Here is a 25,070-nt window from a genome sequence, read left to right on the forward strand (position 1 = left end):
GACGACCTGATCCGCAAGGGACGCGACATCGAACGCCGCGTCCTGGCCCGCGCCGTCCGATACCATGTCGAACAGCGCGCCATCATGAACGGACACAAGACCATCGTGTTCAGCCCGTGACGGAACGGATGTTGACAATGCCCCTCATGGACCGCGCGGCCGCACCCGGCGCGCATCTGATCGACGGCAAGGCATTCGCGGCCGGCCTGGTCGCCGAGGTCGCGGCCGACGCCGCCGACATGGTCGCCACCCACGGCGTCCGGCCTGGCCTGGCGGTCGTGCTGGTCGGCGACGATCCGGCCAGCGCAATCTACGTCCGCAGCAAGATCCGCAAGACCGAGGCCGCGGGCATGGCCTCGTTCGCGCACCGGCTGCCGGCCTCGGCCAGCCAGCAGGACGTCCTGGCCCTGATCGAATCCCTGAACCGCGATCCGGCGGTGCACGGCATCCTGGTCCAGCTTCCGCTGCCGCGGCAGATCGACGTCACCGCCGTGCTGGATGCCATCGACCCGTCAAAGGACGTGGACGGGTTCCACATCGTCAACGCCGGCAAGCTGGCCAGCGGCCGCGTCGACGGCATGGTGCCCTGCACGCCGCTGGGCTGCCTGATGCTGCTGAAGGCGGAACTGGGATCGCTGGCCGGGCTGCACGCCGTCGTCATCGGGTGCTCCAACATCGTCGGCAAGCCGATGGCGCGCCTGCTGTTGCGCGAGAAATGCACGGTCGTGCTGACCCATCTGAAAACGCGGGACGTGGCCGCGGAAACCCGGCGCGCCGACATCGTGGTCGTCGCGGCCGGCAGCCCCGGCCTGGTACGCCGCGACTGGATCAAGCCCGGCGCCACGGTCATCGATGTCGGCATCAACCGCGTCCAGACCGCCGAGGGCCCAAAGATCGTGGGCGACGTCGCATTCGACGAAGTCAGCACGATTGCCGGCCGCATCACCCCCGTGCCTGGCGGTATCGGCCCGATGACCATCGCCTGCCTGTTGCGCAACACGGTGGAGGCCGCGCGCGAACGCATCGGTCGCACCCCCCACCCGGCCGGCTGATCCCCCTCCGGACCGGATGGGCAGATCCGGCCCCGCAGTATATGACGGGCGGATCGGGCCACGCCGTCGGCCCGGCCGGTCAGGGAGGACCCCATATGGCAGCCCCGGGGCAGCCCGTGACATCCATGACGATCGCCGCCCTGATCGTGACCTGCAATCGGCTGGAAAAGCTGAAGGCGTGCTGGGATGCCTCGGTGCAGGTGGGGTTCAAATATATCGTCATCGTCGACAATGCGTCGGATGACGGCACCGGGGCATGGCTGGCGACGCTGGACGATCCCCGGCTGCGCATCCTGACCCTGCCTGACAACATCGGGGGGGCCGGCGGCTTCCGGCACGGCGCGCGCCATCTTGCCGGATTGCACGATGTCGGCTGGGTCGTGTTCTATGATGACGACGCCGCGCCCCCCGCCGATCTGGCCGAGCGCTTCGCCGCCATCAGGACCGATTCCTGGCGCGCCTATTGCTGCAAGGTGGTCGACCGGAACGGCGTCCCCTGCCGGATGAATCTGCCCTATGTCACCTTGCCGCAAAGCACGCTGGGGGACATCCTGGCCCCGTTCGTCGGCCGCTTTCCCCGGCTGGATCCGTCGCGCGCCCGGACCGTCGGCAGTTTCTCGTTCGTCGGGCTGATCATCGACAATGAAATCCTTCGCCGGACCTGGGACGCCATCGACGACAGTCTGTTCCTGTATTTCGACGATCTGTATTACGCCTACGACCTGACGCGGCAGGGGATCAGGATCCGCTATTCGCCCGAAATCGTCTTCACGCACGACGTTCCGGCGACACCGGGGGCCATGTCACCGTGGAAGATCTATTACCTGGTCCGCAACCTGATCCTGTCGCGCGCACGCTTCAGGTCCGCGCCCCCCTACTCCGTGCCGTCGATCCTGCTGCGGATCGCGCGCTACGCGCTCGCAGCCGTCCGGCAGGCGCCGCGAGGGCGCTCTGTCAACTATCTGTATCGGGGCGTCCGGGACGGCGTGCTAGGCCGCACAGGCAAGCGTCACTAAGAGGCTGGCTGCCTCTCACCGTTCCGCGTCCGCCGCCGACAGGGCGCGGATCTTCCGATGCAAGGTCGAACGGCTGATCCCCAGACGGCGCGCCGCGACCGTGACATTCCCGCGTGAAGCCGTCAGCGCGGCGTCGATCACCGCTTTCTCGGCAGTTCGGAATCCCGGCACTTCGGCGGAACGCGCACCATCCGTCAGGCAGAAATTCAGCTCGTCCCCCGGCTGTGCCCCCAGGCGCAGGCGCGCCGCACGCGTCGCCCCGACCACCCGCCGATCATCGTCCAGCGCCAGCATGGGCGCGGAACTGCCCTCGTCCTCGCCCATCGTGACGATGGTGTGCCCGCGGTACAGATCCATGAAACAACGGGATTCGATCCGCCGCGCGGACTCGGTGAGCGCCATCCGGATCAGTGCGGTCTCCCGCCCGTCGGAATCGGGGCGGATGCAACTGGCGTCCAGCGCGCCGGCCAGCCGTCCCAACGCGTCATGGACCGGAACGGCGGTGCAGGTCAGATAGCGCAGGCCCACGCGCCAGTGCTGGTTCATATGCACCGTCACCGCCCGCCCCTCGGCCAGGCAGGTGCCGATGCCGTTCGTGCCCTCGTCCCGCTCGCTCCAGATCGCGCCGGGCCATAAATGCCAGCGTCGGCATCCCCGCTCGGTCGTCATGGCAGTCCGGCGCGTCAGGACCACGCCATTCGGATCGGCCAGCAGGACCGCGTAATCCAGCCCGCCGACGATCCCGTGCAGCCGGTCCAGTTCCGGATCGGCAAAGCGCAGCAACGGCCCGGCTTCTTCGCAGGACTGGCGCAGTTCCATCCCCGTCAGCAGGTCCGTCAGCCCCGGGCGCGACGGGTCGAGCGCGTAATCGCCGCCGCACCGCCGCCATGAGGCGTCGATGATCGTCCCGGTGTGATCGCCGGTGGTCGGAATCAATCCGGCAAGTTCGGTATAGGAATGTGTCATCCGCTTCGCCCAGACGGTCATGCCGACAGGCCCGCAGCCTAGCCGGACTGCCCTGTCGCAGTCCCGCGACACTTCATGCCACCGGCGTCACATATCGGTGAAACGCATAACAGACATTCTTTTCCTGTTCCTATATCCGGCGCTTCCTTCGCCACACGGGAAACAGGACGGCAGGGCCGAACCGATTCCCTGCGATAAAAACAAGGAAGATTTCCAATGCAGATAGCAAGGGAAACATTGCTCCGTTCGTACCGCTCGATGCGGACGATCCGCGATTTCGAGGAACGGCTGCATGTTGAATTCGCCACGGGTGAAATCCCCGGCTTCGTCCATCTCTATTGCGGGGAAGAGGCATCGGGCGTCGGGGTGTGCGCCAACCTGACCGACCTCGACACCATCGCCAGCACCCATCGCGGACATGGCCATTGCATCGCCAAGGGGGTCGAGGTCGCGGGCATGATGGCCGAGATCTACGGACGCCAGACGGGTGTCTGCCGCGGCAAGGGCGGATCGATGCATATCGCCGACCTGTCCCGGGGCATGCTGGGCGCCAACGGCATCGTCGGTGGCGGGCCGCCGCTGATCTGCGGGGCGGCGCTGTCGCACAAGACGCTGAAGAATGGCGCGGTCGCCGTTGCGTTCTATGGCGATGGCGCCTCGAACGAGGGGACCACGCTGGAAAGCCTCAACCTCGCTTCCGTCTGGCGCCTCCCCGCGGTTTTCGTGCTGGAAGACAACGGATATGGCGAGGCCACCGGTTCGTCCTATGCCTGCGCGGGGTCGCAGAAGGCCCGGGCCGAAGGGTTCGGCATGCCGTACATGGAATGCGATGGCACGGATTTCTTCGCCGTCCACCAGGCGGCGGGCGAAGCGATCGCCCATGCGCGCGCCGGCAACGGGCCGGTGATGCTGCATGTCCATCTGGCCCGCTGGTATGGACATTTCGAGGGCGATGCCATGACCTACCGCGCTGCCGGCGAGGTCGCCGCGGCCCGTGCGGATCACGACTGCCTGACGATCTTCCGCACCCGCGTCACCGAGGCCGGCCTGCTGGAAGGCACGGAACTGGACGATATCGACAGCGCCGTCCGCGACGAAATCGAAAGTGCGGTGATCGCCGCCAAGCAGGCCCCCCTGCCCGAAGCCGCCGACCTGCTGGCCGACGTCTACGTCCGGTACTGATCGCGTCTGACCCAGAACGCTGGAACCAAGAACCCAGAAGGCGGGAAACCAAGAACAATGAGCAAGAAAAGCTTTCGGCAGGCCATCAACGAGGCCCTGCGCCAGGAGATGCGCCGCGACCCGCGCGTGATCGTGATGGGTGAGGACGTGGCGGGCGGACGTGGCGGCACCTCCGGCACTGTCGATGCCTGGGGCGGCGTCCTGGGCGTCACCAAGGGATTGCTGACCGAATTCGGCGAGGACCGTGTCCTGGACACCCCGATTACCGAGGCATCCTATATCGGTGCGGCGGCCGGCGCGGCCGCGACCGGCCTGCGCCCGGTCGCCGAACTGATGTTCGTCGATTTCGTCGGCTGCTGCCTTGACCAGATCATGAACCAGGCGGCGAAGTTCCGCTACATGTTCGGCGGCAAGGCCCGTACGCCTCTGGTGATCCGGGCGATGTTCGGCGCGGGCTTCAACGCCGCCGCCCAGCACAGCCAGGCGCTTTATCCCTTGTTCACCCATATCCCCGGGCTGAAGGTCGTGGTCCCGTCCTCCCCCTACGAGGCCAAGGGCCTGCTGATCGAGGCGATCCGCGACGACGACCCGGTCATCTTCCTGGAACACAAGGTCATGTACGACGACGAGGAAGAGGTCCCCGACGAGGCCTATACGATCCCCTTCGGCGAGGCGAACCTGACCCGCGAGGGGGACGACGTGACGATCGTCGCCTTCGGCCGGATGGTAAAACTCGCGAACGAGGCCGCCGACCGCCTGGAACAGCAGGGCATCAGCTGCACCGTCATCGACCCGCGCACGACGTCGCCGCTGGATACCGACACGATCCTCGATTGCGTCGGCGATACCGGACGCCTGGTAATCGTTGATGAATCCAGCCCGCGCTGCAACATGGCGGCCGATATTTCCGCCCTGGTGGCGGAACATGCGTTCGACGCCCTGAAGGGCCCGATCCGCCGCGTCGTGCCGCCGCATACGCCGGTGCCGTTCGCCTCGGTCCTGGAGAACCTCTACCTGCCAAGCGTCGAAAAGATCGAGGCTGCCGTGAAGGCCGCCATGGGACATCGCGTGCCGGAGATCGCCTGAGCCATGAACGCATCCATTACTCCCATCACCATGCCCAAGTTCGGGCTGGCCATGACCGAGGGCAAGCTGGCGGGCTGGATGGTCCGCCCCGGCACACGGGTCAAGGCCGGCGACGACCTGGCGGACATAGAGACCAGCAAGATCACCAACGCCTATGAAAGCCCGGCCGCGGGCGTCCTGCGCCAGGTGGCGTCGGATGGCGAGACCCTGCCGGTGGGCGCCCTGATCGGTGTCCTGGTCGAAAACGACGTATCCGACGCCGACATCGATGCCTTCATCGCCCGCTTTACCGCCGAATTCGGCCAGCAATCCCTCGGCGATGGCCAGGAGGCCGCCCCGGCGGAACCCACGGTCATCGACGTGAAGGGACGCGCACTGCGGGTCCTCGACCTCGGGCACGGGGACGCCACGCCGATCGTGCTGATCCACGGATTCGGCGGCGACCTGACGAACTGGATGTTCAACCATTCGGCCCTGGCGGACGGGCGCCGGGTCATCGCCTTCGACCTGCCGGGACATGGCGGCTCGGTGAAGGATGTCGGCGAAGGCGATCCCGCGTTCTTCGCCGGCGTCGCAATCGATCTTCTTGATACCCTGAATATCGGCAAAGCCCATCTGGTGGCCCACTCGCTGGGCGGCGCGATCGCACTGGCGCTGGCCGGGCAAGCCCCTGGGCGGGTGGCCTCGCTGGCGCTGATCGCGCCGGCCGGCCTGGGGCCCGAGATCAACATGGACTTCATCAACGGATTCATCACGGCCGATCGCCAGAAGACGATCCAGCCGGTGCTGGCCTACCTGGTCCATGACAAATCGCTGATCGGACGCAAGATGGCGGACGATATCCTGCGCTACAAGCGCCTCGACGGGGCGGTCACCGCCCTGACGCGGATTGCCGAAACCTGCTTCCCCGACGGACGGCAGGCAGACGATCTGCGCCCTGTCCTGACCCGCGGCGACATCAAGGCGCTGGTCCTGTGGGGCGAGGACGACGAAATCCTGCCCGTGCGGCAATCAAGCGGCCTGCCGCCTGCCGTTACGGTCGATATCTTACCGGGTGTCGGACATATGCCGCAGATGGAGCGGGCGACCGATATCAACAAGACGATCGCCACTTTCCTCGCGTAACAGCGGCGCTTACCTGCCGCCCATGACGTGGGCGGAGGGCGGATCCTCCCGGCCTCCGCCCTTTCCGTCTCGCAGGCGGGCCACGGACGTCATCCCCACTTGATCTTCGGCCTGTCGGTCCACATGTCCGCCCAGGTTTGCACCGGCACGCGCCGTCGCGCCATGGGGTCATCGATATGTCCGCGTCGCACGCATCCGCGTTCCCCCGCTCCCGGCCACAAGGGACCTTCGTCTGGTACGACCTGACGACCACGGATGCCACGGCGGCAACCCTGTTCTATCAATCGGTGTTCGGCTGGGGCGCTCGGGACGCGGGCCTGCCCGATTTGTGCTACGTGCTGCTCACGGCCGGGGAAAAAATGATCGGGGGCGTGATTCACCTGCCGCAAGGCCCCGATTGCGACATCGCAGCCGACACGGGCTGGATCGGCTACATCGCCGTCGACGATATCGACGCGATGATTGCGCGTATCGACGGCAGCGGCGGAACGGTTCACCGCCCCGTGATGGACATTCCCGACATCGGCCGTTTCGCAATCGTCGGCGACCCGCAGGGCGCCATGTTTGCATTGTGCCAGGACATGACACCTCCTCCACCGACCGCTCCCGCCATTCCGGGCCAGGCGGAATGGCATGAACTGCACGCCGTCGATCCGGAAGAAGTGTTTCCGTTCTATGCTCGCCTGTTTGGCTGGACGAAGGCCGATACGCTGGACATGGGGCCGACGGGCACCTGTCAGTTCTTCATGGCGGGCGGCAGCATGGGCGGCGGCATCATACGCCGCGCCGATCCCTCTGCCCCGCCCTTCTGGCTTCATTACTTCAACGTCTCCGATATTGATGTCGCCGTCGACACGATCAGAAACAAGGGTGGCGAGATCATCCATGGCTTCCGGCAGATTCCTGGCGGACACTGGATCGTTCAGGGTCGGGATCCGCAAGGCGCCCTGTTCGCGGTGGTCGGACCCGGGCAATGACCCGGACCGCGCCGGGATGGTGCCGCCAAGCCGTCAGAACGCATCCGCGCCGTTTCTGACTTCCAATGTCGTGCCGGTGTCGGGTCTTCTTGCCTTGCGGGCGGCGGCTGATTCAACCGGGCAGGACGGTGGCAGCATGCCGTCGTGATCTGCCATCCCGGAGGACGGCGCCACGTCCGACGGCGATGCATGCCATCCGGAAAGCTCCAGGTAACGGACGCAACTTATCCGATGCTCGATCAAGAATTGACGATATGTCGTGCCGACATGCGGCCGCAAGGCGGTGCAGATCCCCCATGCATCCATCCCACCCGCACACAGACAGGCTGCAACAAGTGCCAGAGCGCGCACTCTTGCCCGATCACATGAGAAAAGCATAACCGTAAAACCAACTCTCCAGCAGAATATAATCGACACACAGGGCAAGTATCAGAACAGAATATCTGACGAGCGGCGTCGATTTATCGATAACGGTCAGAATCAGCATGAGGCAGAACGGATTGGCAAAAACATAACGATGGACCGAAGATAAGCCCGCACTCGTCGCAAGCCCGAACGTCAGAAGCAGAACCGTGCTTTCAAAATACCATCCGATATAAAAGCCATAAGGAATGATGGAAAAGGCCAGTAGATCCAGGACTGTCGCGACCGTCAGGCCCTTATGGGTCAGGCCATACCAGAGCCATGTCGTCGGCAGATGAGTGCTGTGTCTCCAGCTATATTGAATATGCAGGAACGCCAGCCCGTCCCCTGTCAGGCGATCAAGATAAAGGATAAAGGCCGCCAGCCCCGTCGCCCCGACCGCGATGATGGCCGCACCTTCCAGAAACCGCACTCCCATTTGTCGTGCCGATCCCGCCACGCCGGGTCGCCACGTACCGAGCATGCGGAACAGGCCGATCGAAACGACGCAGACCAGGCCCGTTGGGCGCGTGGCGCACAAGCCCGCCGCCAACCCGCATGCCAGACCGATGGATCCCACACGTGCGGCGTACGCGCACCCCACCAGCAAAGCGCCATAGAGACTTTCGGTATAGGGGAAACGGTACCAGACCGCCGTCGGAAAGACCATGAAGAGGATGGTCCAATACGCGACGTGATCCGCGACATATCCCTTTCGACGGACATAGGACAAGCTGAGCAAAGCCAGGACCGGCAACAGCACGATATTGATCAGCATGCCGGATTCATGGCCATCCATGCCGGTCATGTATGACACCAGCCGCAGCAGAAGCGGGTACAATGGAAAAAACGCCCAATCGGCCATCCCCGCCTCAAACCCGTCCAGAATCGGGTGAAGATCGTAGCCCCGCGCGGCAATCCGTTCGTACCAGAAGCAATCCCAACGGCACAGGGCGCGCGGCGCACTCCCGAACGGCTGGGCAATCACGAACAATCCGACAATACTCAGTATATATGCGCCAAGAATATGAAATACGGAAAAACGGCGCAGCAGAGACATGGCATCCGTCATGCGGCCCATCGCCAAAAATCTGGTCATGACACGACCGGATAACACGCCGAAACCTGCAGCGTCATGCCGGAAAACGGGGGCGGAAGATCGGCCCAGTATCCAGATTCCATCTGGACCATGACGAATTTTCCCGACGCCGTCGTGATCCCATGGCATTGGCCAGGGATCGTGATCGAAATGTGCGACACCGCCCCGGTCAATCCCCATTGGCCTGCCTGCGCTGCCGCGAAACCGGAAGGATCGGCGCAGGATCCCAATGCGTCGCAACGCGCCGTCAATTCCGCGGCCAATTGCAGCGCATTGCGCGTCCACCATAGCAACCCCAGTTCGATCATCCCCAGGATCAGGGCGATGAACACCGACGCGACAATGGCGAATTCGAATGCCGCGGCCCCCTTCCTGCCATGCAGGCAACGGCGAAGTCCTCGCGCGATCATTGCAGCCTGACCGTCGCGGTGTCGCCCAGCGTCGTCTGCGCCAGCAGGCCGTAGACAGGCAGAAGCGGCGCATAGTGGTACGTGGCGGAAATCGTCATATAGAGCCCCGGTTGCTGCCCGTCCGCACACGCATTTCCCGACGTTCCGGATGTCAGGACCGTGACATGCGACGCCTTCGTCGCACCGGACGACACACAATATGTCGCGGGCGCGGACACCGTAACGACCAGATTCGTCAGGCTGCTGGCGGCGCGTACCGCATTTCCGACGTCCGTCGCAGACACGGACGAATTGTTGCCTGTTTCGTTCTGTTCGACGGCAAAGGCATAATTGGCACCGCTTTCGACCGCCGCGGCGATAATGATCCGGTCCCATAACGCAAGGGGAAAGTCGCTCAACCCCGCCGCGATCAACAGCAGCACCGGGGCGATCAAGGCGAATTCGACCGCGGCGACGCCCTCCCGTCCCCGAGGAATGGAATGGACCAGATGCCTCATTGCACCAGCCGCGCGACGCCGGGCAGGTCATAGATCGGCTGCATCCCCTCGGCCTGACAATTCGTGTCGGTAAAATTGCCTCCACCGTTGAACGTCACATTGGCCGCGACGATCAGCAGGCACGTTCCTGTCGCGGAATTTCCTCCATTCACCAGCAGATTTGCGTTCGGCATGTAGATCGCACCCGTCAGGTGGACCGAGGATCCGCCGTTTAACTGGTATGCCGACGATTTCGAGCCGAATAACAACCCTGCCGTTGCGCCGGATGCCGGTGCGCTCAGGCTGACGTCCGCTGATCCATTGATATTTATATTGCCGTTGGTGATGAAGGTAACCCCTGTTCCGGCCAGCGACACATTGCCATTTACGTTGAAATCCCCACTGATGTAATAAACTCCCGGATTGAAAATATAGGGCCCGCCGCTGAGGGAAAAGGATGAGTACGCCATGCCGGCCGGGGGCGGATTCAACGTCGTCTGTCCGTTTGCAAGAGAGACCGTCCGGCTGGGAACCGTCAATTGAGTGCCATACAGGCTGGCGTAGGGATCCGGCATCTGTGCCGTGCCCTGCAGGCAGGTTACCGATCCGCAAATGCCGTTGCCGTTCTGGGTGATGCTCCCGCTCGTCACGATATTCGCAACGTTGATGTCCGATTGGCCATTGACAAGGATCGAGCCATTCGCGCGCATATCGCAGCCGGGCATCTGGATTGAGGCACTGCCGTTGATTATCGTACTGAAACCCGCGTTGTTCAGGGCCAGTATGCAGGCCTGCCCGCCGTTCGTACGCTGCGCCAGCCTGGCGACCGCCGTGGCCGAGATCGACTGGGTCGCCGTCGGCAGGAAGAATCCGGTGAACATGCGCGGAACCGCCTGCGTCACCGACACCGTGACGGTCGACGGCGCGGCGAATGTCACCGTCGCCGCATACGGCCCGTAACTGTCGGTCAGCGTCGTCGCCCCATCCCCCCCGCGCGTGCCGGCAGGCAGGCCGTTCAATTCGGCCACGGTCGCGGCCACGGTCAGGGCGTCGGACGCGACATTGGTGGCGCCATAACGGGCCACGCCGGCCTGTGCGGCGACATCCGCCATCCGCTGCAACTCCACGCGCGTCATCGCCCAGTAGCTGACATCGATCCCCAGCCCCATGATGCCGATCAGCACCGGGAACGCCAGCGCGGCCAGCAGCATCACCGCACCGCGTCGCGCGTGCCACAGTCCGCCTGCGCGGCCCCCTCCGTCCGGTGCCCCCCGCACGGGGACTACGGACCGGTCGGTGGGAGCGCGGCGGCATCCCCCTGGTCCCGCGCGGCCAGATAGGCCGACAGGGCCTGCGAGACCTGGGCGGGGCTCAGGTCCGCCGACAGGATCCGCGCGGCCTCGGCCCGATCTCCGCCCATGGCCAAGACCGCCGCCAGATCATGGCGCAGCTTGCTGGACGCATTGCTGTCGCTGCCATAGGGCCGCATCATATGTTCGGCCTCTGCCATCCGTCCGCTCATGGCCAGCGACAGCGCCAGGTTGACCTGGGCGCCGATCATCTCCGGATCAGCGGCAAGGGCGCGGCGGTAGGCCGATTGCGCCTCGGCATGCCGCCGCAGCAGGTCGCGCGCCACCCCCAGGTCATTCAGGGCCACGGCATTGCGCGGGTCGCGCCTGACGGCTTCCTGGAACTGGATTTCGGCCTCCGCCGGGTTGCTGGCCAGCAGGCACCGGCCCAGGCCGATCCACGCACCGACCGATCGCGGGTCACGGCTCAACACCGCACGATAGCTCCATTCCGCCTGTCCGAGGCGCCCCAGCGCGGTCAGGGCATCGCCCTGCACCAGAAGGGCGTGCGCATTGTTGGGATCACCGGCCAGAAGACTGGAGACCGCCCGCAAGGCAATCTGCGGCGCGCCTCCCCGCAGGGCAGCCCGCGCCACCTCGACGCTGCCGCCCGTCCCGCCCCCCTTCCCGGCGGTGCAGGCGGACAGAAACAAGGCCAGGATCAACAGGATTGTCGCTTTCATGAATTTTCCGATTCTGTCGCCGGTCGCCTTCAGCCGACGATCAGTGATGACGTGCGAAGGCATGCATGACTTGGATCGCCGCCGGACCACCGGCCACCAGGAACACGCATGGCATGATGAAAAGAAGTGTGGGCAATGTCAGCAGGACGCCCAGCCGCGCCGCCCCCGCTTCGTATCGCGTCAGCATTTCGTGGCGAAGTTCCACGGACAGTCCGCGCAGCGCGTCCGTGATCGGCGTGCCGTACTGCTGTGTCTGCAACAAGGTCGCCGCCAGGCGCTTGAAGCCGTCCAGGCCCGAACGGGACCCCAGATTGCCCAGCGCCAGGCGCGTATCGGCAATCACGCCCAATTCATGGGCCGTGCGCGTGAATTCGCCTGCGACGGCGGGGTTGGCATGTTCCAGTTCCACGCCCACCTGCACGATGGCGGGGCCCAGCCCGACCCCGGCCTGCGTGCAGATCACCATAACGTCCAGGGCGTCCGGCAACCCGGCCTCGAGCTGCTTGAGATAGGCGTTGCGTCGTGCCCGCAGCACGTAGTCGGGCAGCAGCAACCCGGCAATGGCGACGCCGGCGGGAAGGACACGCAGGAAAAACGGCGATATCGACGAAAATACCCGCGGCAGCAGCACGATTGCAAGAATGGGCGATATCGTCGCCAGCAGGATCTTGGCGCCGATGAACAGGCCGATGGCATTCGTGCCCTGCACGCCGGTCGAGGCAAGGGATTCCCGCAACTCGTCCAGCGTTCCCGTCGACAGCAGGCCCCGCTTGACGATCCACTGCCCGATCCCCGCCACGGCGCGCACTGACGTGGCCCGGAACTCCCTTATCCCTGCTGCCGGAACGGCCCTGCCGTCGGGATCGTGCAGCAGGCGTACCCTGTCCAGAAAGCGCCGCTGGCGCTGCAGGGCGACCAGCGCCACCGAGGCGGTCGCCATGACCAGCGTCAGGGACACGAACCCGCCGGCAAGAAGCACCCGGTTCATGATAGCGTCCTGCGGATGATTGTCCGCATCGTCAGTACTCCGCAGCACAGCGATGCGAATGCCCCGCCCAGGATGGCGTGGCCCATGGGATCGACGAACAGCAGATCGATATAGGCAGGGTTCATGACCCAGAGCATCAGGCCCAGCGCCACCGGCAGCCCCCCCAGGACGGTGGCGCTGGCCCGTGCCTCGGATGAAAGGGCGTGTCCGCGGGCCTTCAACGCCAGGCGTTTGCGAATGACATCCGCCAGCCCGATCAGCGTCCCGCTGAGCGACCCGCCGGTCTGCGCCTGCAACACCAGGGCCGTGGCGAAGAAACGATATTCCGCGAGATTCGACCGGCTCGCCATCTCGCGCAGGCTATCCTCCATCGGCACGCCGATCGACACCTGTTCGATCATCCGTGCGAATTCGGGCCCGGTCGGATCCGATGCCTCCCGCGCCACGGATCGCATCGCCTCCATGACGGGAATGCCGACCCCGACCGAACGGACGATCATCGCCAGCGCATCGGGAAATTGCTGCAACTGGCTATCCCGGCGTTTTTCCAGCATCCAGCCGAAAATCGCCCGACATGTCATGATCCAGCCCCCGATGAAGGCCGGAAAGGTCAGAAGCCGCAGGAAACCGGAAATCAGGGTGCACAGAAACCCGACCACGACGAACGTGCACGCAACCACCACCCACCACGGCGCCGGATATTGATCTGTCCGAACGACATCGATGCCGAACAGTTCGGCCAGCGACGCCATGAAGGGACGCCGCGCGCGCGCCACCGGCTTGAATGCCGAGAGTTCCACCTGCACGGCTGGCCGGAATGACGCCGAAACCGCCGCCAGGCGTGCGTCCCGCCGCCGCCGCTGGTCCTGCATGCGTGATACCAGCACGCCGCTGACGACCATTCCGGCCAGGGACAGGCACGACAGGGTCAGGAGCACGAGCAGCATGGGCGTACCCACGGTCATGGCATCGACGCCTGCTCAAGCGCCATGTGCCAGTCACGCTCCAGTCCGAAATAGGCCAGCCGCGACTGACTGGCCGGTGGCACCCGGGTCACCTTGTAGCGCCCGATCAGGCGTCCATCCGCCCCCTCCCCCTGGATTTCGAAGCGGAAGATGTCATTCAGGGTGATGATTTCCCCCTCCATGCCACAGACCTCGGTCACCTGGGTGATCCGCCGTCCGCCATCGCGCTGGCGTTCCACCTGGATGATCAGGTCCACCGCCCCGACGATCTGGGTCCGGATGGCACGTGACGGCAGGCCCATGTTTCCCATCTGGACCATGTTCTCGATCCGTGTCAGCGCATCGCGCGTCGTATTGGCATGGACCGTGGACATGCTGCCGTCATGGCCCGTGTTCATGGCCTGAAGCATGTCGAAGGCCTCGCCGCCCCGGCATTCGCCGATGATGATCCTGTCCGGACGCATGCGCAGCGCATTGCGCATCAGGTCGCGCTGGGCGATTTCGCCCCGTCCTTCCAGGTTGGCCGGACGCGTTTCCAGCCGCACGACATGCGGCTGCTGCAGCTGGAGTTCAGCCGCGTCCTCGACGGTGATCACGCGCTCGCCCGCATCGATCAGGCGTGACAGGGCATTCAGCAATGTCGTCTTGCCCGACCCGGTGCCCCCGGAAATGATGATATTCAGGCGGGCCTTTGCCGCTATTTCCAGCAGGCGGGCGACCGGCGGCGTCAGGGCACCGAATTCGATCAATCTGGCAAAATCGATGGCTTTCTTGCCAAATTTCCGAATCGAGAGGTACGGTCCGTCCAGCGCCAACGGCGGGAACACGATATTGACGCGCGATCCGTCCTTCAATCGCGCATCGGCCATCGGGCTGGATTCGTCGATACGGCGGCCAACCGCCGAGGCAATTCTCTGGCAGACCCCGGCCAGATGGGACACGTCACGAAACCGGACGCCCGACAGAACCAGCCTGCCGCCATTCTCGATGAACACCTTGTCGGGACCGTTCACCATGATTTCGCTGATGGCATCGTTTTCCAGCAGAGGCTCCAGCGGCCCCAGCCCCAGCATGTCGAAGACCAGTTCCTCGGCCAGGGCGCGCTGCTCACGACTGTTAAGCTGGATTCGCCGCTCGGTGGCGATTTCCGAAATCAGGTGCTCCATGTCGGCGCGCAGGCGCTCGGGCGGCATCACCGCCACCACTGCCGGGTCCAGCCGGTCCAGGCAGGTCGACCGCAACTCCGCGATCATGGCAGGGGGCACGCTGGATACGCCGGCCGTCTCCGCGATCCTGGCCACGGGCGGTGCTGCGGGGGTTGACGGCATCGGCGCCGCCGGCATGACGACCACCTCGTTCTGGACGGTTTCGGGGACGTCGCCCTCCCCTGTCCGGCGTCCGAAGATCCTGCCGCGGGCCGTCATGACCGCCTCCCGAAGGAAAACCATTTCGGCTTCGTGGCACCGTCCGCCACGGTCGCATCAGACGAAGCGACGTCCAGCAATCCGACGGCGTCCACCTGCCGCGCCAATTCCATCATTGCATTGCGAAACGCCCCGCGTGCCGCCGCAGCCGGTTCGCCCAATGTGGCGGCGTTGCCGATCTGGCGCGGCAGATCGGGAATGACCATGTCCACATTCGTCTTCAGCGCGTCCTCTACCTGACGACGGGTCAAGGTACCGGGCCGTCCCAGACGGTTCAGGACCAGGACCGGCCGCTGCTTCTGCGCGGGTCCCACCGGAAGGTCCAGAAGACGTAGCGTCTCCCGCACCGAGGCCAGGGTCGGTTCCAGCACGAAGACACGCTGATGCACCTGCAGCAGCAGGTCCCGGTTGAATGCGTTCGACACGAACGGTACATCCGCAACGATGAAATTGTACCGATGGCGCAGGACCCGCAGCAAGGCGTCCACCGCCCCGGACGCATAGGCAAGTTCGGTCATGAAATCGAGCTGGTCGGACAGGACATGCAGCCGTTCCGCCGCCGGGCTTGCCGCCCGTTCGGCCAGCAGCACGTCGATCCGGTCCGGCGATTCCAGTGCTTGCCGCAACCCGGATCCGACCCGCGCGTCCAGCAGGAAGGCCGCCAGCCCGCGATGCAGGTCGGGATCCAGCAGGACGGTATGCCGATGCATGACCACCCCGAACAGCCACGCCAGGTTCACCGCCACCGTGGTGGCGCCGACGCCCCCCCGGACCCCGGTCACCGTCACGCAGCGGCCACCCATATCCGCCTCAGGCGCCTGGCCCAGGATCAGCGGCCCGAACTGACGGGCCAGCTTTTCACGGGTCAGGGGCCGCGGCAGGTATTCCGCCACCCCCAGCCCGCGCGTTACCTCCCGATAGAAATCCGCGCTATCCAGGGTTCCGATCAGCAGGACCGTCACATCCGGTTCCACCACATGGGCCAGGTCCCGCAGGGCACTGATCGGGTGATCCTCGCCCGCGATATCCACAAGCAGGACCTTCGGGGTTTGCTGCTTCTGCAACGCTGTCGTTGCGATCCGCACATTGCCGCGCCGGATATTGAAGTCGGCACCGGCAAATTCCGTCAGGCCGTCACGAACCAGCGCCTCGGTGGCGGCATCGGCGACGAAGCCCAGCAGATGCGGCCTGTCATGGCGCGCCGTCTCCGGCCTGACCTGGCCCGACGTGCCCATGCCCCCTCCATCACCCGCCATCGTTCAATATCCCGCTCCGCCCGAACCGCCTGAGCCTGAGCCTGAGCCTGAGCCTGAGCCTCCGGATCCTCCCGAACCGCTGACGCCGGAGGCAATGCCGCTGGTGGACGGCAGGGCCTTGGGCCTGTCTACCCGCAGCCGTTCCACGGCCAGGACCGGCGCCTGGGCATCGACGGCCCCGGCATCGTGCCCGCGTTCCAGGTCATGCGGATCGGCCACCATCGCAGCGAGGTTCGCGGCGTTCGCCCCCGTCGGATGCCAGGCATAGGGCTTGCGATAGGGTTCCATTTCCGCACAGCCTGCCAGGGCCAGAAGGCACAGGACGGAAGGGGGCATGGAGCGGCGGACAGATCGTTCCATCAGGCGGCCTCACTGGACATAGAAACCGGCATCGCCGGGAATATGCATCGGCTGCGCCGCCTGCTGGGGGCGCACCTGGCGCATCAGCAGAAGACGCTCGATCTCGCTGGGCACGCCCGAACTGTCGGTCGGCAGCGTCATGTCGGTTTTCTGCGCGACCGGCCGCACCAGATACGGCGTGACCAGAATGACCAGCTCCGTTTCCTGGCGGTTGAAGGAATCGTTCCGGAACAACGATCCCAGAATCGGAATATCCACCATTTCGGGAATGCCCTTGGTCGTATCGGTCAGGGAATCTTCCAGCAATCCGGCGATCGCGAACGTTTCGCCGCTTCCCAGTTCCACCGTTGTTTCCGCGCGCCGCACCGTCAGCGCCGGAATGACCGACGTCGAACCCGACGTCGTAACCGACACGCTGTTCTGGTTGCTGAGCTGGCTGACTTCGGGGGCGACATGCAGGTTGATGCGCCCGTTGCTGTAGACAGTGGGCAGGAAGGTCAGGCTGACACCGTAGCTTTTGAACGCAACCGAAATGGCACCCGCCTGTTGCGCCATCGGGATGGGATACTGGCCGCCAACCTGAAAGCTGGCGCTCTGCCCGCTCATGACGGTCAGGTTGGGCTCGGCCAGCAGGCGCACCAGATTGTCCTGGGCCATCGCATCGATCACGCCATTGACGTTGCTGCCCAGACAGAACGGATTACGGGTCGCGACGCAGGTCGCCGTGCTGGCATTTACATTCAGCGTCAGGGCCGGGAAACTGCCGAACTTGCCCATGTTGCCGACCGCCTGCCAGTCGACCCCCAGCTGACGCACAACGTTACGGTCCATTTCCGCGATGCGAACGCTCAAGGTCACCTGGGTGGCGGACCGGATGGCGATGCGGTTGTTGATCGCCTGGTTGTCGGCCAGGTACCCTCGGGCGATTTCCTCGGCCTTTGCCGCTGCGTCGGGTGAATCGACGTCGCCGGTAAGGATCAAATCATGCTGGTCCGCCTGCACCTGGACCTGGCTGCCCGGAACCTGGCGCGCGATATGTTCCTGCGCCTGAATGGCCCCGTAACTCGACGGCGCGACATCGACGGTAAATTGGGCGACCGTGCGGCCCTCGGCATCCGTTGCCAGGATCGACGTCCGGCCCGACGCCATGCCGTACACGAACATGCTGGTGGCACTGGCCGGCCGGACCTGCGCCACCTTGGGATCGACCACGAATATCTTAGCCGCCGGATGCGACAGGTTTTCCATATGGCCGCCCCCCACCTCCAGACCGATATGCGAGGAGGCCACTGGCCGCCGCACGGCCGCCTCGGCCGACCAGGCCTGGACGGCAGCCGGCAGACCGCACAACGCCAGGCCGACGACGGCCAGACGGGAAAAACCACGCATCAGAAATGAAACTCCTTCCCGTCCGTGCTCCCCTGATAGATGACCACGGACCCGGGGGCGCCCGGTGCATCACCGGCACGCAATGTCGCCGACACATCACCCGCCCAGGCCGCCTGGGGCACATCCTCCGGCAGGGTCGCGGATTGCGCCGCGCGCACCGCAAGGGACAATCGTCCCAGATGCGTCGCCACCGAAACACGCTCCGCCTGCATCGGCGAAACCTCCAGCGTCACGGTCCGGGCCTGCTGCTCCTTCTCGGATGTCGCCCCTTGCACCAGCCGCTGGTCGATGGCGATGACACGGACGTTGGACAACACCGTTTCCGCCGCGACATGGCGATCCGGCGGCAATGTACCGGCCGCGAAAATCTGGGTCAGAATCAGGTCGACATGGTCGCCGGGCCAGATCAGGCCGGCCGTGCCGGTGATGGCATCAACCCCGATGGTGACCGCCCGCATTCCCGGTTTCAGCGCCGCGGCAAGAAAACCCCGGTCCCCGGAATGCAGCAGGTCCGATGCGCGAAGAACCGCGCCGCCACCCAGACTATGCAGCAGCATGGCGCCGACCAGGGCCTGTCGTTCCTCGGCCGTATCGGGCGCCGTCCCCTCGCCCTCTTTCCCGCGCGGCAGGCGAAGGGAAGTGATGTCCTCGGGCTTCAGCAGGATTCCGCCCTCCAGCGGACGCGCGCTGGCCAGCACCTGCACCGTCGCCGGCACGATTTGCGCCGGGGCCGGTGGCGGACGGGTGGCGATCCAGGCCACCACGCCGAATCCCCCAAGGCCGACAGCCATGAGAACGAAGAACACAAGCCGAAAAATCATGACACCACGCGTTACAGGAGAACGAACAGGCTCCCGGCTGCAATGGCGCAGACATAGGGCAGCGGGCATCCACGATGCAGACGCCAGCGCTCAATACGCCAAACCCGCCCGAACAGGCTGCGTGGACGCGCCAACGAAAGACGATTGGCCACACAGGCACGCGCCACAAGATAAATGCAGGCCAGAATGCCCCCCGCCAACGCCACTGCCACCAGCAGCGGCAAGATCTGCCCCGTCCGCAGGGCCAACCCGACGGCGCCCAGCAACTTGACGTCCCCGCCCCCCATCCAGCCGCGCCACCAGCACAGGACCGCAAGACTGAAAATCATCAGTCCAGACAACAATCCCTCAAGAATGTGCCCGGTCGCGACCGAAATTACACCGCTCAAGATCGCCAGCATCAGGACGAGACGATTCGAGACAGTCCTGGTCGCCACATCATGCATCGACGCGGCGGCCAGGACGATCGCGATACCAATCACGCAATACGGAACGACCGAAGTCGCCGATACGAACAACGTTCAACGTTCCATCACGCGATACAAGGGGGCGATCGATCCACCAGAATACAGGCACATGGGGCAACACCTCGTCACCAATCCTGAAAAAGCCCGAACCCGGCTGCTTTCTCATTGCAAGCAACGCCATGCCGAACATCACAACCAGCCCGACAATCAGGTCACAACCAACATCGCCACACTCTACCGACCACACGTCAGATCAATCAGAAATTACCGACATCAACATCTCGCCCATCCGCGAAAATAGACCACATGAACGAGACAACACATGACCTGACACGCGTCAGATTAATTTCCAGCCCAGTAAATGCGTTCAATTTAAGTAGAGGAACCCAACTTATCGCTAACGCTGGTAAAGGTACCACTCAAGTTGGTTCCGAGCGTTGCCAACGCTGTGACAGCAACAACCGCGACAAGGGCCGCGATCAGTCCGTATTCCAGCATCGTCACGCCACGCCGATCGGATTTAAGAGAAAGAACCGTCGTCAGATATTGCATCATTATTACTATCTTCCCTTTTTTATCAATAAAATGGACTAAATGCGGACCCGATAAAAATAATTCTATTGGGATTTCGCATCTGCACAGAGGTCTCATCAACTATTAATTGATAGTTAATCATATAGCTGGAAGCCTTTTTGCTGTCCATACGCACAATCTTAAAAAGTTCCCTTGAAATGGTTTTTCTTTTCGCCTTGCATGTTCGCAACCGGCACGGGGCAAACACCCCCCTCTTTGACATCGTACCAAAACAGGCAAATACAATAATGCCGACCCTGCTGTCCGCATGGCTTTCATATCGAAATCGAATCATAACGCATGACAGGCGACAAGACGACTCTCAGGAAGCCCAGAATATATATGACATGTTCCATAATAAATACCTTGCGGAACAGCGACTGGCTGCACCACGAGCGCGTAGTTGGGTACGCAACCACTTTTCTGATGGTAGAGCTGCTTTTCGCACTGATCCTCGTCCTCGGCACCCACGGCATGATCATGCCGGCCCGGCACCCGACAACCACTGATTATGTCAGTTTCTATGCGGCGGGACGACAGGTGAATGCCGGCGTACCAGCACAGGTCTACGACCCCGCCGCACACCATGCCGCCGAGCAGGCCGCCAGGGAAATCGGGATTCCTTACGTACATTTCTTTTATCCGCCGGTCTTTCTCCTGATCTGCGCGCCGTTCGCGCGGCTGCCCTATCTGGCATCGTTTATCGCCTTCCAGGCTCTTTCCCTGATCGCCGCCCTGACAGTTCTGCGCAGGGTCCTGGGCCTGTCGAAATGGATGACGATCATCTGCGGTCTCGCCTTTCCAGCGACGTTATGGAATATCGGCGTCGGACAGAACGCCCTGCTGACCGTGGCGCTCTTCGGCACAGCGACTCTACTGGTCGACAAGCGCCCTGTCCTGGGGGGCGCGTTCATCGGCATGCTCTGTTACAAACCACAGCTCGGACTGTTCTTTCCTATTGCTCTGCTTGCCCAAGGCAACTGGCGCGCGATCCTTTCGGCAACCGGAACCTCGGCGCTTCTCATTCTGATGTCGCTCGTCATTTTCGGTCGGGACACATGGACCGCATTTTTAAATATTGCAAGACAAGCTCACGGCACATACGAAACAGGAGCGGTGCACGTCGCGTCACTAACGGCCCCTTACGGCCCCTTGGTCGCATTCCATGCCCCCCTCCGGGTGGCCTATGGGGTCCAGGCCGCGACCACTCTTCTTCTGGCCTGCGCCGTCTATCGCACCTGGTCGCGCCCCTGTCGATTACCCATCCGCGCCGCAGTCATCGCAGCGGCCACACCGGTGGCCACTCCGATGACCATGTTCTATGACCTGACGTTGTCCGGCCTCGCCATCGCCTGGCTGGTGCGTGATGGATGCGATCGGGGATTCCCGCCCTGGCAGAAATTCGCCCTCTTCTGTACCTTTCCTCTGCCGCTGCTATCCGGAAATCTCGGTAACTCCCATGGTGCCGTGGCTCTGGTCGCGAGCGTCGCCGTCCTCGCAGTGGCACTTATCGGTGCCCGAAGAGGGGATCAAGCAGACCTGACCTGACATAATTATTTAACATTATTTTAAAATAATGAATCGAACGCGCATTCTCGCTCCTGACGACGCTGTTTCACATCACGCTTCTCCATAACCGGGGAACGATGATGCTGCCTTGACGTCGATCAAGGATGGCGTCACGCCATGCTATTATAGTACCAGCGTTCAGCCCCCCGATCGAACGGGTTCGATCGGGGGATGCGCAACGTCTGGAATCAGCGGGCCATGATGAAGATTTCTTTTTTCGCGGCGGCCGACAGCGAGGTCGCCGCCGCGGCGGCGACCCTTGGCCCCGCCTTCACGATCAGATCCACCACGTTACCGCTGGACGCCCGTATCGCCGGCGATTACGCCGACAGCGAGGTCGTCAGTACTTTCGTCGGCTGCGAGCTCGGCAAGGCGGTACTCGTGCAGTTCCCCAGGCTTCGCCTCATCGCCGTCCGCGCGACGGGATACGACAATGTCGATCTGGATTATTGCAGGGCCCATGGGATCGTGGTGTCCACCGTTCCTGCCTATGGGGACGCGACGGTCGCCGAGCATGCGTTCGCCCTGCTGCTGGCACTCAGCCGGCATCTCGTGGCGTGCGTCGAAGCAACGCGGCGCGGCGAATTCGGGTTTGTGCCGGCGCGCGGTTTCGAGTTGCGCGACAAGATGCTCGGCGTCGTGGGAACCGGCCGTATCGGACGCCGCGCGATCGAGATGGCTCATGGCTTCGGGATGAGGGTAATCGCCTTCGACGCTGTCCCGTCCCCCGAACTGAAGGAAACCCCTTCCTTTCGGTATGCAAGCTTGCCGGAGGTCCTGGCGGCGGCCGATATCGTCACCCTGCATGTCCCCGCAACGCCCGAGACGACCGGACTGATCGGCGATCGGGAATTCGGCCTGATGAAGCCGGGCGCCGTGCTGATCAATACCGCCCGTGGGCAGGTCGTCGACACGCCTGCCCTGATCCGGGCGCTGTCCAGCGGACGATTGGGCGGGGCGGGACTGGACGTCCTGCCCCGGGAGCCCCTCCTGCGGCAGGAGGACGCCCTGTTCAAGGCGAAAACCGCCGAGGCGGCGACCGTGCTGGGCGATATCGTGGCGGACCACGCCCTGACCTCCCATCCCAATGTCCTGGTCACGCCCCACAACGCCTATAATACGGTCGAGGCGTTCCGGCGCATCATGGACACCACGCTCGACAATATTCGCGCCTTTGCCAGCGGCACTCCGGCCAACCGGGTCGCATAGGGGTGCTGCGGCGCCTCTATCGGGACGTAGCCGCGCGATAGAGGCGCCGCAACAGCCCGCGCCTCCTGGTTCCGACAGGCGCGGTCCGGTCCGCGACTTTTTTCAGAACGATTTTGGAGGACGACTTCATCGCCCCGACCATCCTGCGCTGGCGATATCGGTCCATGCAGGCCAGCAGGGCGGTTTCATACCACGGTGTCTGACGCGAAACCGTCCAGAAGAACTCGGCGAAATCCGTTGCCGGCCACAGCCATGGCTTCTGTTCACCCGCGAAATGCACCACATAGGGATCCTTGCGCGCATTTTCGTATTCCTTCCATGTCGACAATGGAAGGTTTTTAAAAAACGTCGCGACATTCCCGTTTCCATGGAAGACGTTCCACCGCATGTCCAGATAATGGACATCTCCCTGGAACGCGATGTTGAGAATATCCTGGTCCAGGAACCAGTATGTCGGCTGATGACGGAATGCCGCGCGGATTCGGGCATTGATATCGACGGGCATCCGCTGCAGATCGAAGACGAGAATGCCGGCCTGAAAATACCCACCAGGATCGGTTAATCCCAGATATTGCGCGACGTAGGTTTCGGCATCCTGGCCGCCACAGGATGCCAGGGCGGGCGTGCCGAATTTTCGGAAACCGGTCATGACGCAGTCCCGGACGGCGCCAACCGCCTTTCCGCACAAATCCACCTGTAGCAGATCGGCCAGATCACGCCGGACGATCATATCCGCGTCGATATAGACAATTTTCCCGTAATTCCTGAAAATTTCAGGAATCGAAAGACGATAATATGTTTCTTTCGAAAAGTGCATGTGGGTCTTCAGATCGAAATCCGCGAAATATCCCCGCGGATTGACGAACCTGATCGAAACGTTTGGGGCGCCGGTCGCCAACCCCTTGATCAGGGACCTGTTATAATCGGAAATATCGTCGTTCAGAATGATCAGATCGTAATTGAAGTGATCTTCCGAACAATTCAGGATTGATTGTATGCATGCCCCGGCATAGGGCACGAAATTGTTGTTGAAGGCCAGGACAACCGGAATCGCATCCGTGGAAAAGACAGGTTCGATCCGCGCGCGCGGCGCAGGGTCAAGGATCAGCGTCCGCTCCAGTTCCTTGACTTTGACGTCCGGATGATCCGAACGGTACTTCATGATGAATATGTTGAACAACCATTCGGATATATATCCGAAAACCCGCGTTTCCTGCAGGGAATAGTTTGCGAGATCTATCTTCTTCTCAAGATCGAATAATATATCAAAAATCCACGCACAATACGCATCAAATATATCGCGACGCATGACGAAGATATTCGTGAAATATCCGCTGTGGCTCGCATTCACCGGGGCGACGAATCGCGCATAATCGGGATATTTCTCGGTCAGGATTTTGATGGCCGCGTCGTAGTCGGCCGAGCTATGCGCCCCCCCTTTCCGGTAATGATCCCACATGGTGCGCGAACCGGCCTGCCGTACGTCCCACTTCTTGGGCAAGAGCATGTCATAGGCAGATACCAGGGCATCGACATGTTCGTCCGTCAGGGCGTTGGCACGAATGTAGGAGTCATCCAGATAAGGATAATCCACGACGCCCCATTCATTTTCCCGATATGTGCGCGTGGAGAAATTCAGGTGACGCCGGTAATGGAACAACCCGACATGCCCCTGCCCGGATGTATTCCGCCATATCCAGTACAAGGCCGTCAGTTCGCAGAAGCTGGCGTTCCTGGCAGAAATATTGTCCCCGGTATCGTCGCCGATCTCGCAAATCGCCCGATGGTTGTCCGCCCGGCCGACCTGGATGGGAACGAAATCGCGGCCGGGCAGATTTGCCGTATCTTTGTGCATGGCGATATAGATCTGCGTGGTCACGACGCCCCCCGAAGAAGATACCAGGGCCCGCCGTCCCATCAGGTCATTGCGGCGAATGCCTATCCGACCGATGCAGCCTTAAGCCCATGTAAAATTTCCATTTTAGATTAAAACAGATCCCCCGTGGGTCGAAGACCCGAATGCGGAAATCCCCGTCCCCTTCTTCCGCCCGAACAAGCGAAGGGCCCAAAACACAAAACCCCACTCCGGGGTGGAGTGGGGTTTTGCGGAAATTCATGGTTGCGGGGGCAGGATTTGAACCTGCGGCCTTCAGGTTATGAGCCTGACGAGCTACCGGGCTGCTCCACCCCGCGGTGGTTAGGTGGACTGGAAGACCTGGCGGCGAC

The 25,070-nt window shown here is 63.2% G+C and carries 24 protein-coding genes, 1 tRNA gene and 1 pseudogene; 9 read left to right on the top strand and 17 right to left on the bottom strand.

Features of this window, described 5'->3' with window-relative positions; all coding sequences use genetic code 11:
* From purU to HLH28_RS17230, 3 genes and pseudogenes are all read left to right on the top strand, one after another.
* Nucleotides 1–120, top strand: a pseudogene (purU, locus tag HLH28_RS18200) (formyltetrahydrofolate deformylase); the annotation flags it as partial.
* An 8-nt stretch (nucleotides 121–128) separates the two neighbouring features.
* Nucleotides 129–1,052 (top strand): bifunctional 5,10-methylenetetrahydrofolate dehydrogenase/5,10-methenyltetrahydrofolate cyclohydrolase, encoded by a 924-nt coding sequence (locus tag HLH28_RS17225; protein ID WP_220790164.1) that lies wholly within the window; start codon nucleotides 129–131, stop codon nucleotides 1,050–1,052.
* Nucleotides 1,053–1,147: 95 nt separating this feature from the next.
* On the top strand, nucleotides 1,148–2,068 hold the full coding sequence (locus HLH28_RS17230) for a glycosyltransferase (RefSeq protein WP_220790165.1): 921 nt from the start codon (nucleotides 1,148–1,150) through the stop codon (nucleotides 2,066–2,068).
* Between the two features lie 15 nt (nucleotides 2,069–2,083).
* Here the strand turns inward: HLH28_RS17230 and HLH28_RS17235 are convergent, their stop codons facing one another.
* Nucleotides 2,084–3,055 (bottom strand): helix-turn-helix domain-containing protein, encoded by a 972-nt coding sequence (locus HLH28_RS17235; protein WP_246396363.1) that lies wholly within the window; start codon nucleotides 3,053–3,055, stop codon nucleotides 2,084–2,086.
* Between the two features lie 195 nt (nucleotides 3,056–3,250).
* Here HLH28_RS17235 and HLH28_RS17240 point away from each other — a divergent pair, with 195 nt between their 5' ends.
* The 4 genes from HLH28_RS17240 to HLH28_RS17255 all read left to right on the top strand — a co-directional run bounded on the left by HLH28_RS17240 (nucleotide 3,251) and on the right by HLH28_RS17255 (nucleotide 7,404).
* Nucleotides 3,251–4,216, top strand: a complete 966-nt coding sequence (locus HLH28_RS17240; RefSeq protein WP_182961519.1) for a thiamine pyrophosphate-dependent dehydrogenase E1 component subunit alpha — start codon at nucleotides 3,251–3,253, stop codon at nucleotides 4,214–4,216.
* Between the two features lie 57 nt (nucleotides 4,217–4,273).
* On the top strand, nucleotides 4,274–5,302 hold the full coding sequence (locus HLH28_RS17245) for an alpha-ketoacid dehydrogenase subunit beta (RefSeq protein WP_182961549.1): 1,029 nt from the start codon (nucleotides 4,274–4,276) through the stop codon (nucleotides 5,300–5,302).
* A 3-nt stretch (nucleotides 5,303–5,305) separates the two neighbouring features.
* On the top strand, nucleotides 5,306–6,427 hold the full coding sequence (locus HLH28_RS17250) for an acetoin dehydrogenase dihydrolipoyllysine-residue acetyltransferase subunit (RefSeq protein ID WP_182961554.1): 1,122 nt from the start codon (nucleotides 5,306–5,308) through the stop codon (nucleotides 6,425–6,427).
* Between the two features lie 176 nt (nucleotides 6,428–6,603).
* Nucleotides 6,604–7,404: a VOC family protein gene (locus HLH28_RS17255; protein WP_182961557.1), complete on the top strand. Its 801-nt coding sequence runs from the start codon at nucleotides 6,604–6,606 to the stop codon at nucleotides 7,402–7,404.
* A 361-nt stretch (nucleotides 7,405–7,765) separates the two neighbouring features.
* On the opposite strand, the gene HLH28_RS17260 is transcribed toward HLH28_RS17255, so the two are convergent.
* The 14 genes from HLH28_RS17260 to HLH28_RS18435 all read right to left on the bottom strand — a co-directional run bounded on the left by HLH28_RS17260 (nucleotide 7,766) and on the right by HLH28_RS18435 (nucleotide 20,144).
* Nucleotides 7,766–8,905, bottom strand: coding sequence for a hypothetical protein (locus HLH28_RS17260; RefSeq protein WP_182961559.1), 1,140 nt, complete (start codon nucleotides 8,903–8,905; stop codon nucleotides 7,766–7,768).
* Complete coding sequence (locus tag HLH28_RS17265; protein WP_182961561.1) at nucleotides 8,902–9,315, bottom strand: TadE/TadG family type IV pilus assembly protein; 414 nt, start codon at nucleotides 9,313–9,315, stop codon at nucleotides 8,902–8,904. The genes HLH28_RS17260 and HLH28_RS17265 overlap by 4 nt, the downstream gene beginning before the upstream one ends.
* Complete coding sequence (locus HLH28_RS17270; RefSeq protein ID WP_182961563.1) at nucleotides 9,312–9,812, bottom strand: TadE/TadG family type IV pilus assembly protein; 501 nt, start codon at nucleotides 9,810–9,812, stop codon at nucleotides 9,312–9,314. Before HLH28_RS17270 ends, HLH28_RS17265 begins: the two co-directional genes overlap by 4 nt.
* A complete protein-coding gene (locus tag HLH28_RS17275) occupies nucleotides 9,809–11,002 on the bottom strand; it encodes a pilus assembly protein TadG-related protein (protein WP_246396367.1) in 1,194 nt (397 codons plus the stop codon). Before HLH28_RS17275 ends, HLH28_RS17270 begins: the two co-directional genes overlap by 4 nt.
* A 71-nt stretch (nucleotides 11,003–11,073) precedes the next feature.
* Nucleotides 11,074–11,823 carry a tetratricopeptide repeat protein gene (locus HLH28_RS17280; protein ID WP_182961571.1) on the bottom strand — a complete coding sequence of 250 codons (750 nt, stop codon included), beginning with the start codon at nucleotides 11,821–11,823 and terminating at the stop codon, nucleotides 11,074–11,076.
* A gap of 40 nt (nucleotides 11,824–11,863) precedes the next feature.
* Nucleotides 11,864–12,811, bottom strand: coding sequence for a type II secretion system F family protein (locus tag HLH28_RS17285; RefSeq protein WP_182961574.1), 948 nt, complete (start codon nucleotides 12,809–12,811; stop codon nucleotides 11,864–11,866).
* A complete protein-coding gene (locus HLH28_RS17290) occupies nucleotides 12,808–13,776 on the bottom strand; it encodes a type II secretion system F family protein (RefSeq protein ID WP_182961648.1) in 969 nt (322 codons plus the stop codon). Before HLH28_RS17290 ends, HLH28_RS17285 begins: the two co-directional genes overlap by 4 nt.
* Nucleotides 13,773–15,200, bottom strand: a complete 1,428-nt coding sequence (locus HLH28_RS17295; protein ID WP_182961767.1) for a CpaF family protein — start codon at nucleotides 15,198–15,200, stop codon at nucleotides 13,773–13,775. The genes HLH28_RS17290 and HLH28_RS17295 overlap by 4 nt, the downstream gene beginning before the upstream one ends.
* Nucleotides 15,197–16,456: an AAA family ATPase gene (locus HLH28_RS17300; protein WP_182961769.1), complete on the bottom strand. Its 1,260-nt coding sequence runs from the start codon at nucleotides 16,454–16,456 to the stop codon at nucleotides 15,197–15,199. The genes HLH28_RS17295 and HLH28_RS17300 overlap by 4 nt, the downstream gene beginning before the upstream one ends.
* A 3-nt stretch (nucleotides 16,457–16,459) precedes the next feature.
* On the bottom strand, nucleotides 16,460–16,816 hold the full coding sequence (locus HLH28_RS17305; RefSeq protein ID WP_182961771.1) for a hypothetical protein: 357 nt from the start codon (nucleotides 16,814–16,816) through the stop codon (nucleotides 16,460–16,462).
* A 9-nt stretch (nucleotides 16,817–16,825) separates the two neighbouring features.
* Complete coding sequence (locus tag HLH28_RS17310; RefSeq protein ID WP_182961773.1) at nucleotides 16,826–18,205, bottom strand: type II and III secretion system protein family protein; 1,380 nt, start codon at nucleotides 18,203–18,205, stop codon at nucleotides 16,826–16,828.
* A complete protein-coding gene (gene cpaB / locus HLH28_RS17315; protein WP_182961775.1) occupies nucleotides 18,205–19,026 on the bottom strand; it encodes a Flp pilus assembly protein CpaB in 822 nt (273 codons plus the stop codon). The genes HLH28_RS17310 and cpaB overlap by 1 nt, the downstream gene beginning before the upstream one ends.
* An 11-nt stretch (nucleotides 19,027–19,037) precedes the next feature.
* Entirely contained in the window at nucleotides 19,038–19,544 is a 507-nt protein-coding gene (locus HLH28_RS17320) for an A24 family peptidase (RefSeq protein WP_182961777.1), read from the bottom strand.
* Nucleotides 19,545–19,865: 321 nt separating this feature from the next.
* Entirely contained in the window at nucleotides 19,866–20,144 is a 279-nt protein-coding gene (locus tag HLH28_RS18435; protein WP_338029762.1) for a Flp family type IVb pilin, read from the bottom strand.
* A gap of 348 nt (nucleotides 20,145–20,492) precedes the next feature.
* Between HLH28_RS18435 and HLH28_RS17330 the strand changes: the two genes are divergently transcribed.
* Both HLH28_RS17330 and HLH28_RS17335 read left to right on the top strand, forming a co-directional pair.
* A complete protein-coding gene (locus HLH28_RS17330; protein WP_182961779.1) occupies nucleotides 20,493–21,614 on the top strand; it encodes a glycosyltransferase family 87 protein in 1,122 nt (373 codons plus the stop codon).
* Nucleotides 21,615–21,833: 219 nt separating this feature from the next.
* Nucleotides 21,834–22,844: an NAD(P)-dependent oxidoreductase gene (locus HLH28_RS17335; RefSeq protein ID WP_246396365.1), complete on the top strand. Its 1,011-nt coding sequence runs from the start codon at nucleotides 21,834–21,836 to the stop codon at nucleotides 22,842–22,844.
* Nucleotides 22,845–22,860: 16 nt separating this feature from the next.
* Here the strand turns inward: HLH28_RS17335 and HLH28_RS17340 are convergent, their stop codons facing one another.
* On the bottom strand, nucleotides 22,861–24,723 hold the full coding sequence (locus HLH28_RS17340) for a DUF4422 domain-containing protein (protein WP_182961781.1): 1,863 nt from the start codon (nucleotides 24,721–24,723) through the stop codon (nucleotides 22,861–22,863).
* A gap of 237 nt (nucleotides 24,724–24,960) precedes the next feature.
* Nucleotides 24,961–25,037, bottom strand: a tRNA-Met gene (locus HLH28_RS17345).
* Nucleotides 25,038–25,070 lie beyond the last annotated feature (33 nt).

This window comes from Gluconacetobacter tumulisoli, from assembly GCF_014174155.1.
Lineage (GTDB): Bacteria > Pseudomonadota > Alphaproteobacteria > Acetobacterales > Acetobacteraceae > Gluconacetobacter > Gluconacetobacter tumulisoli.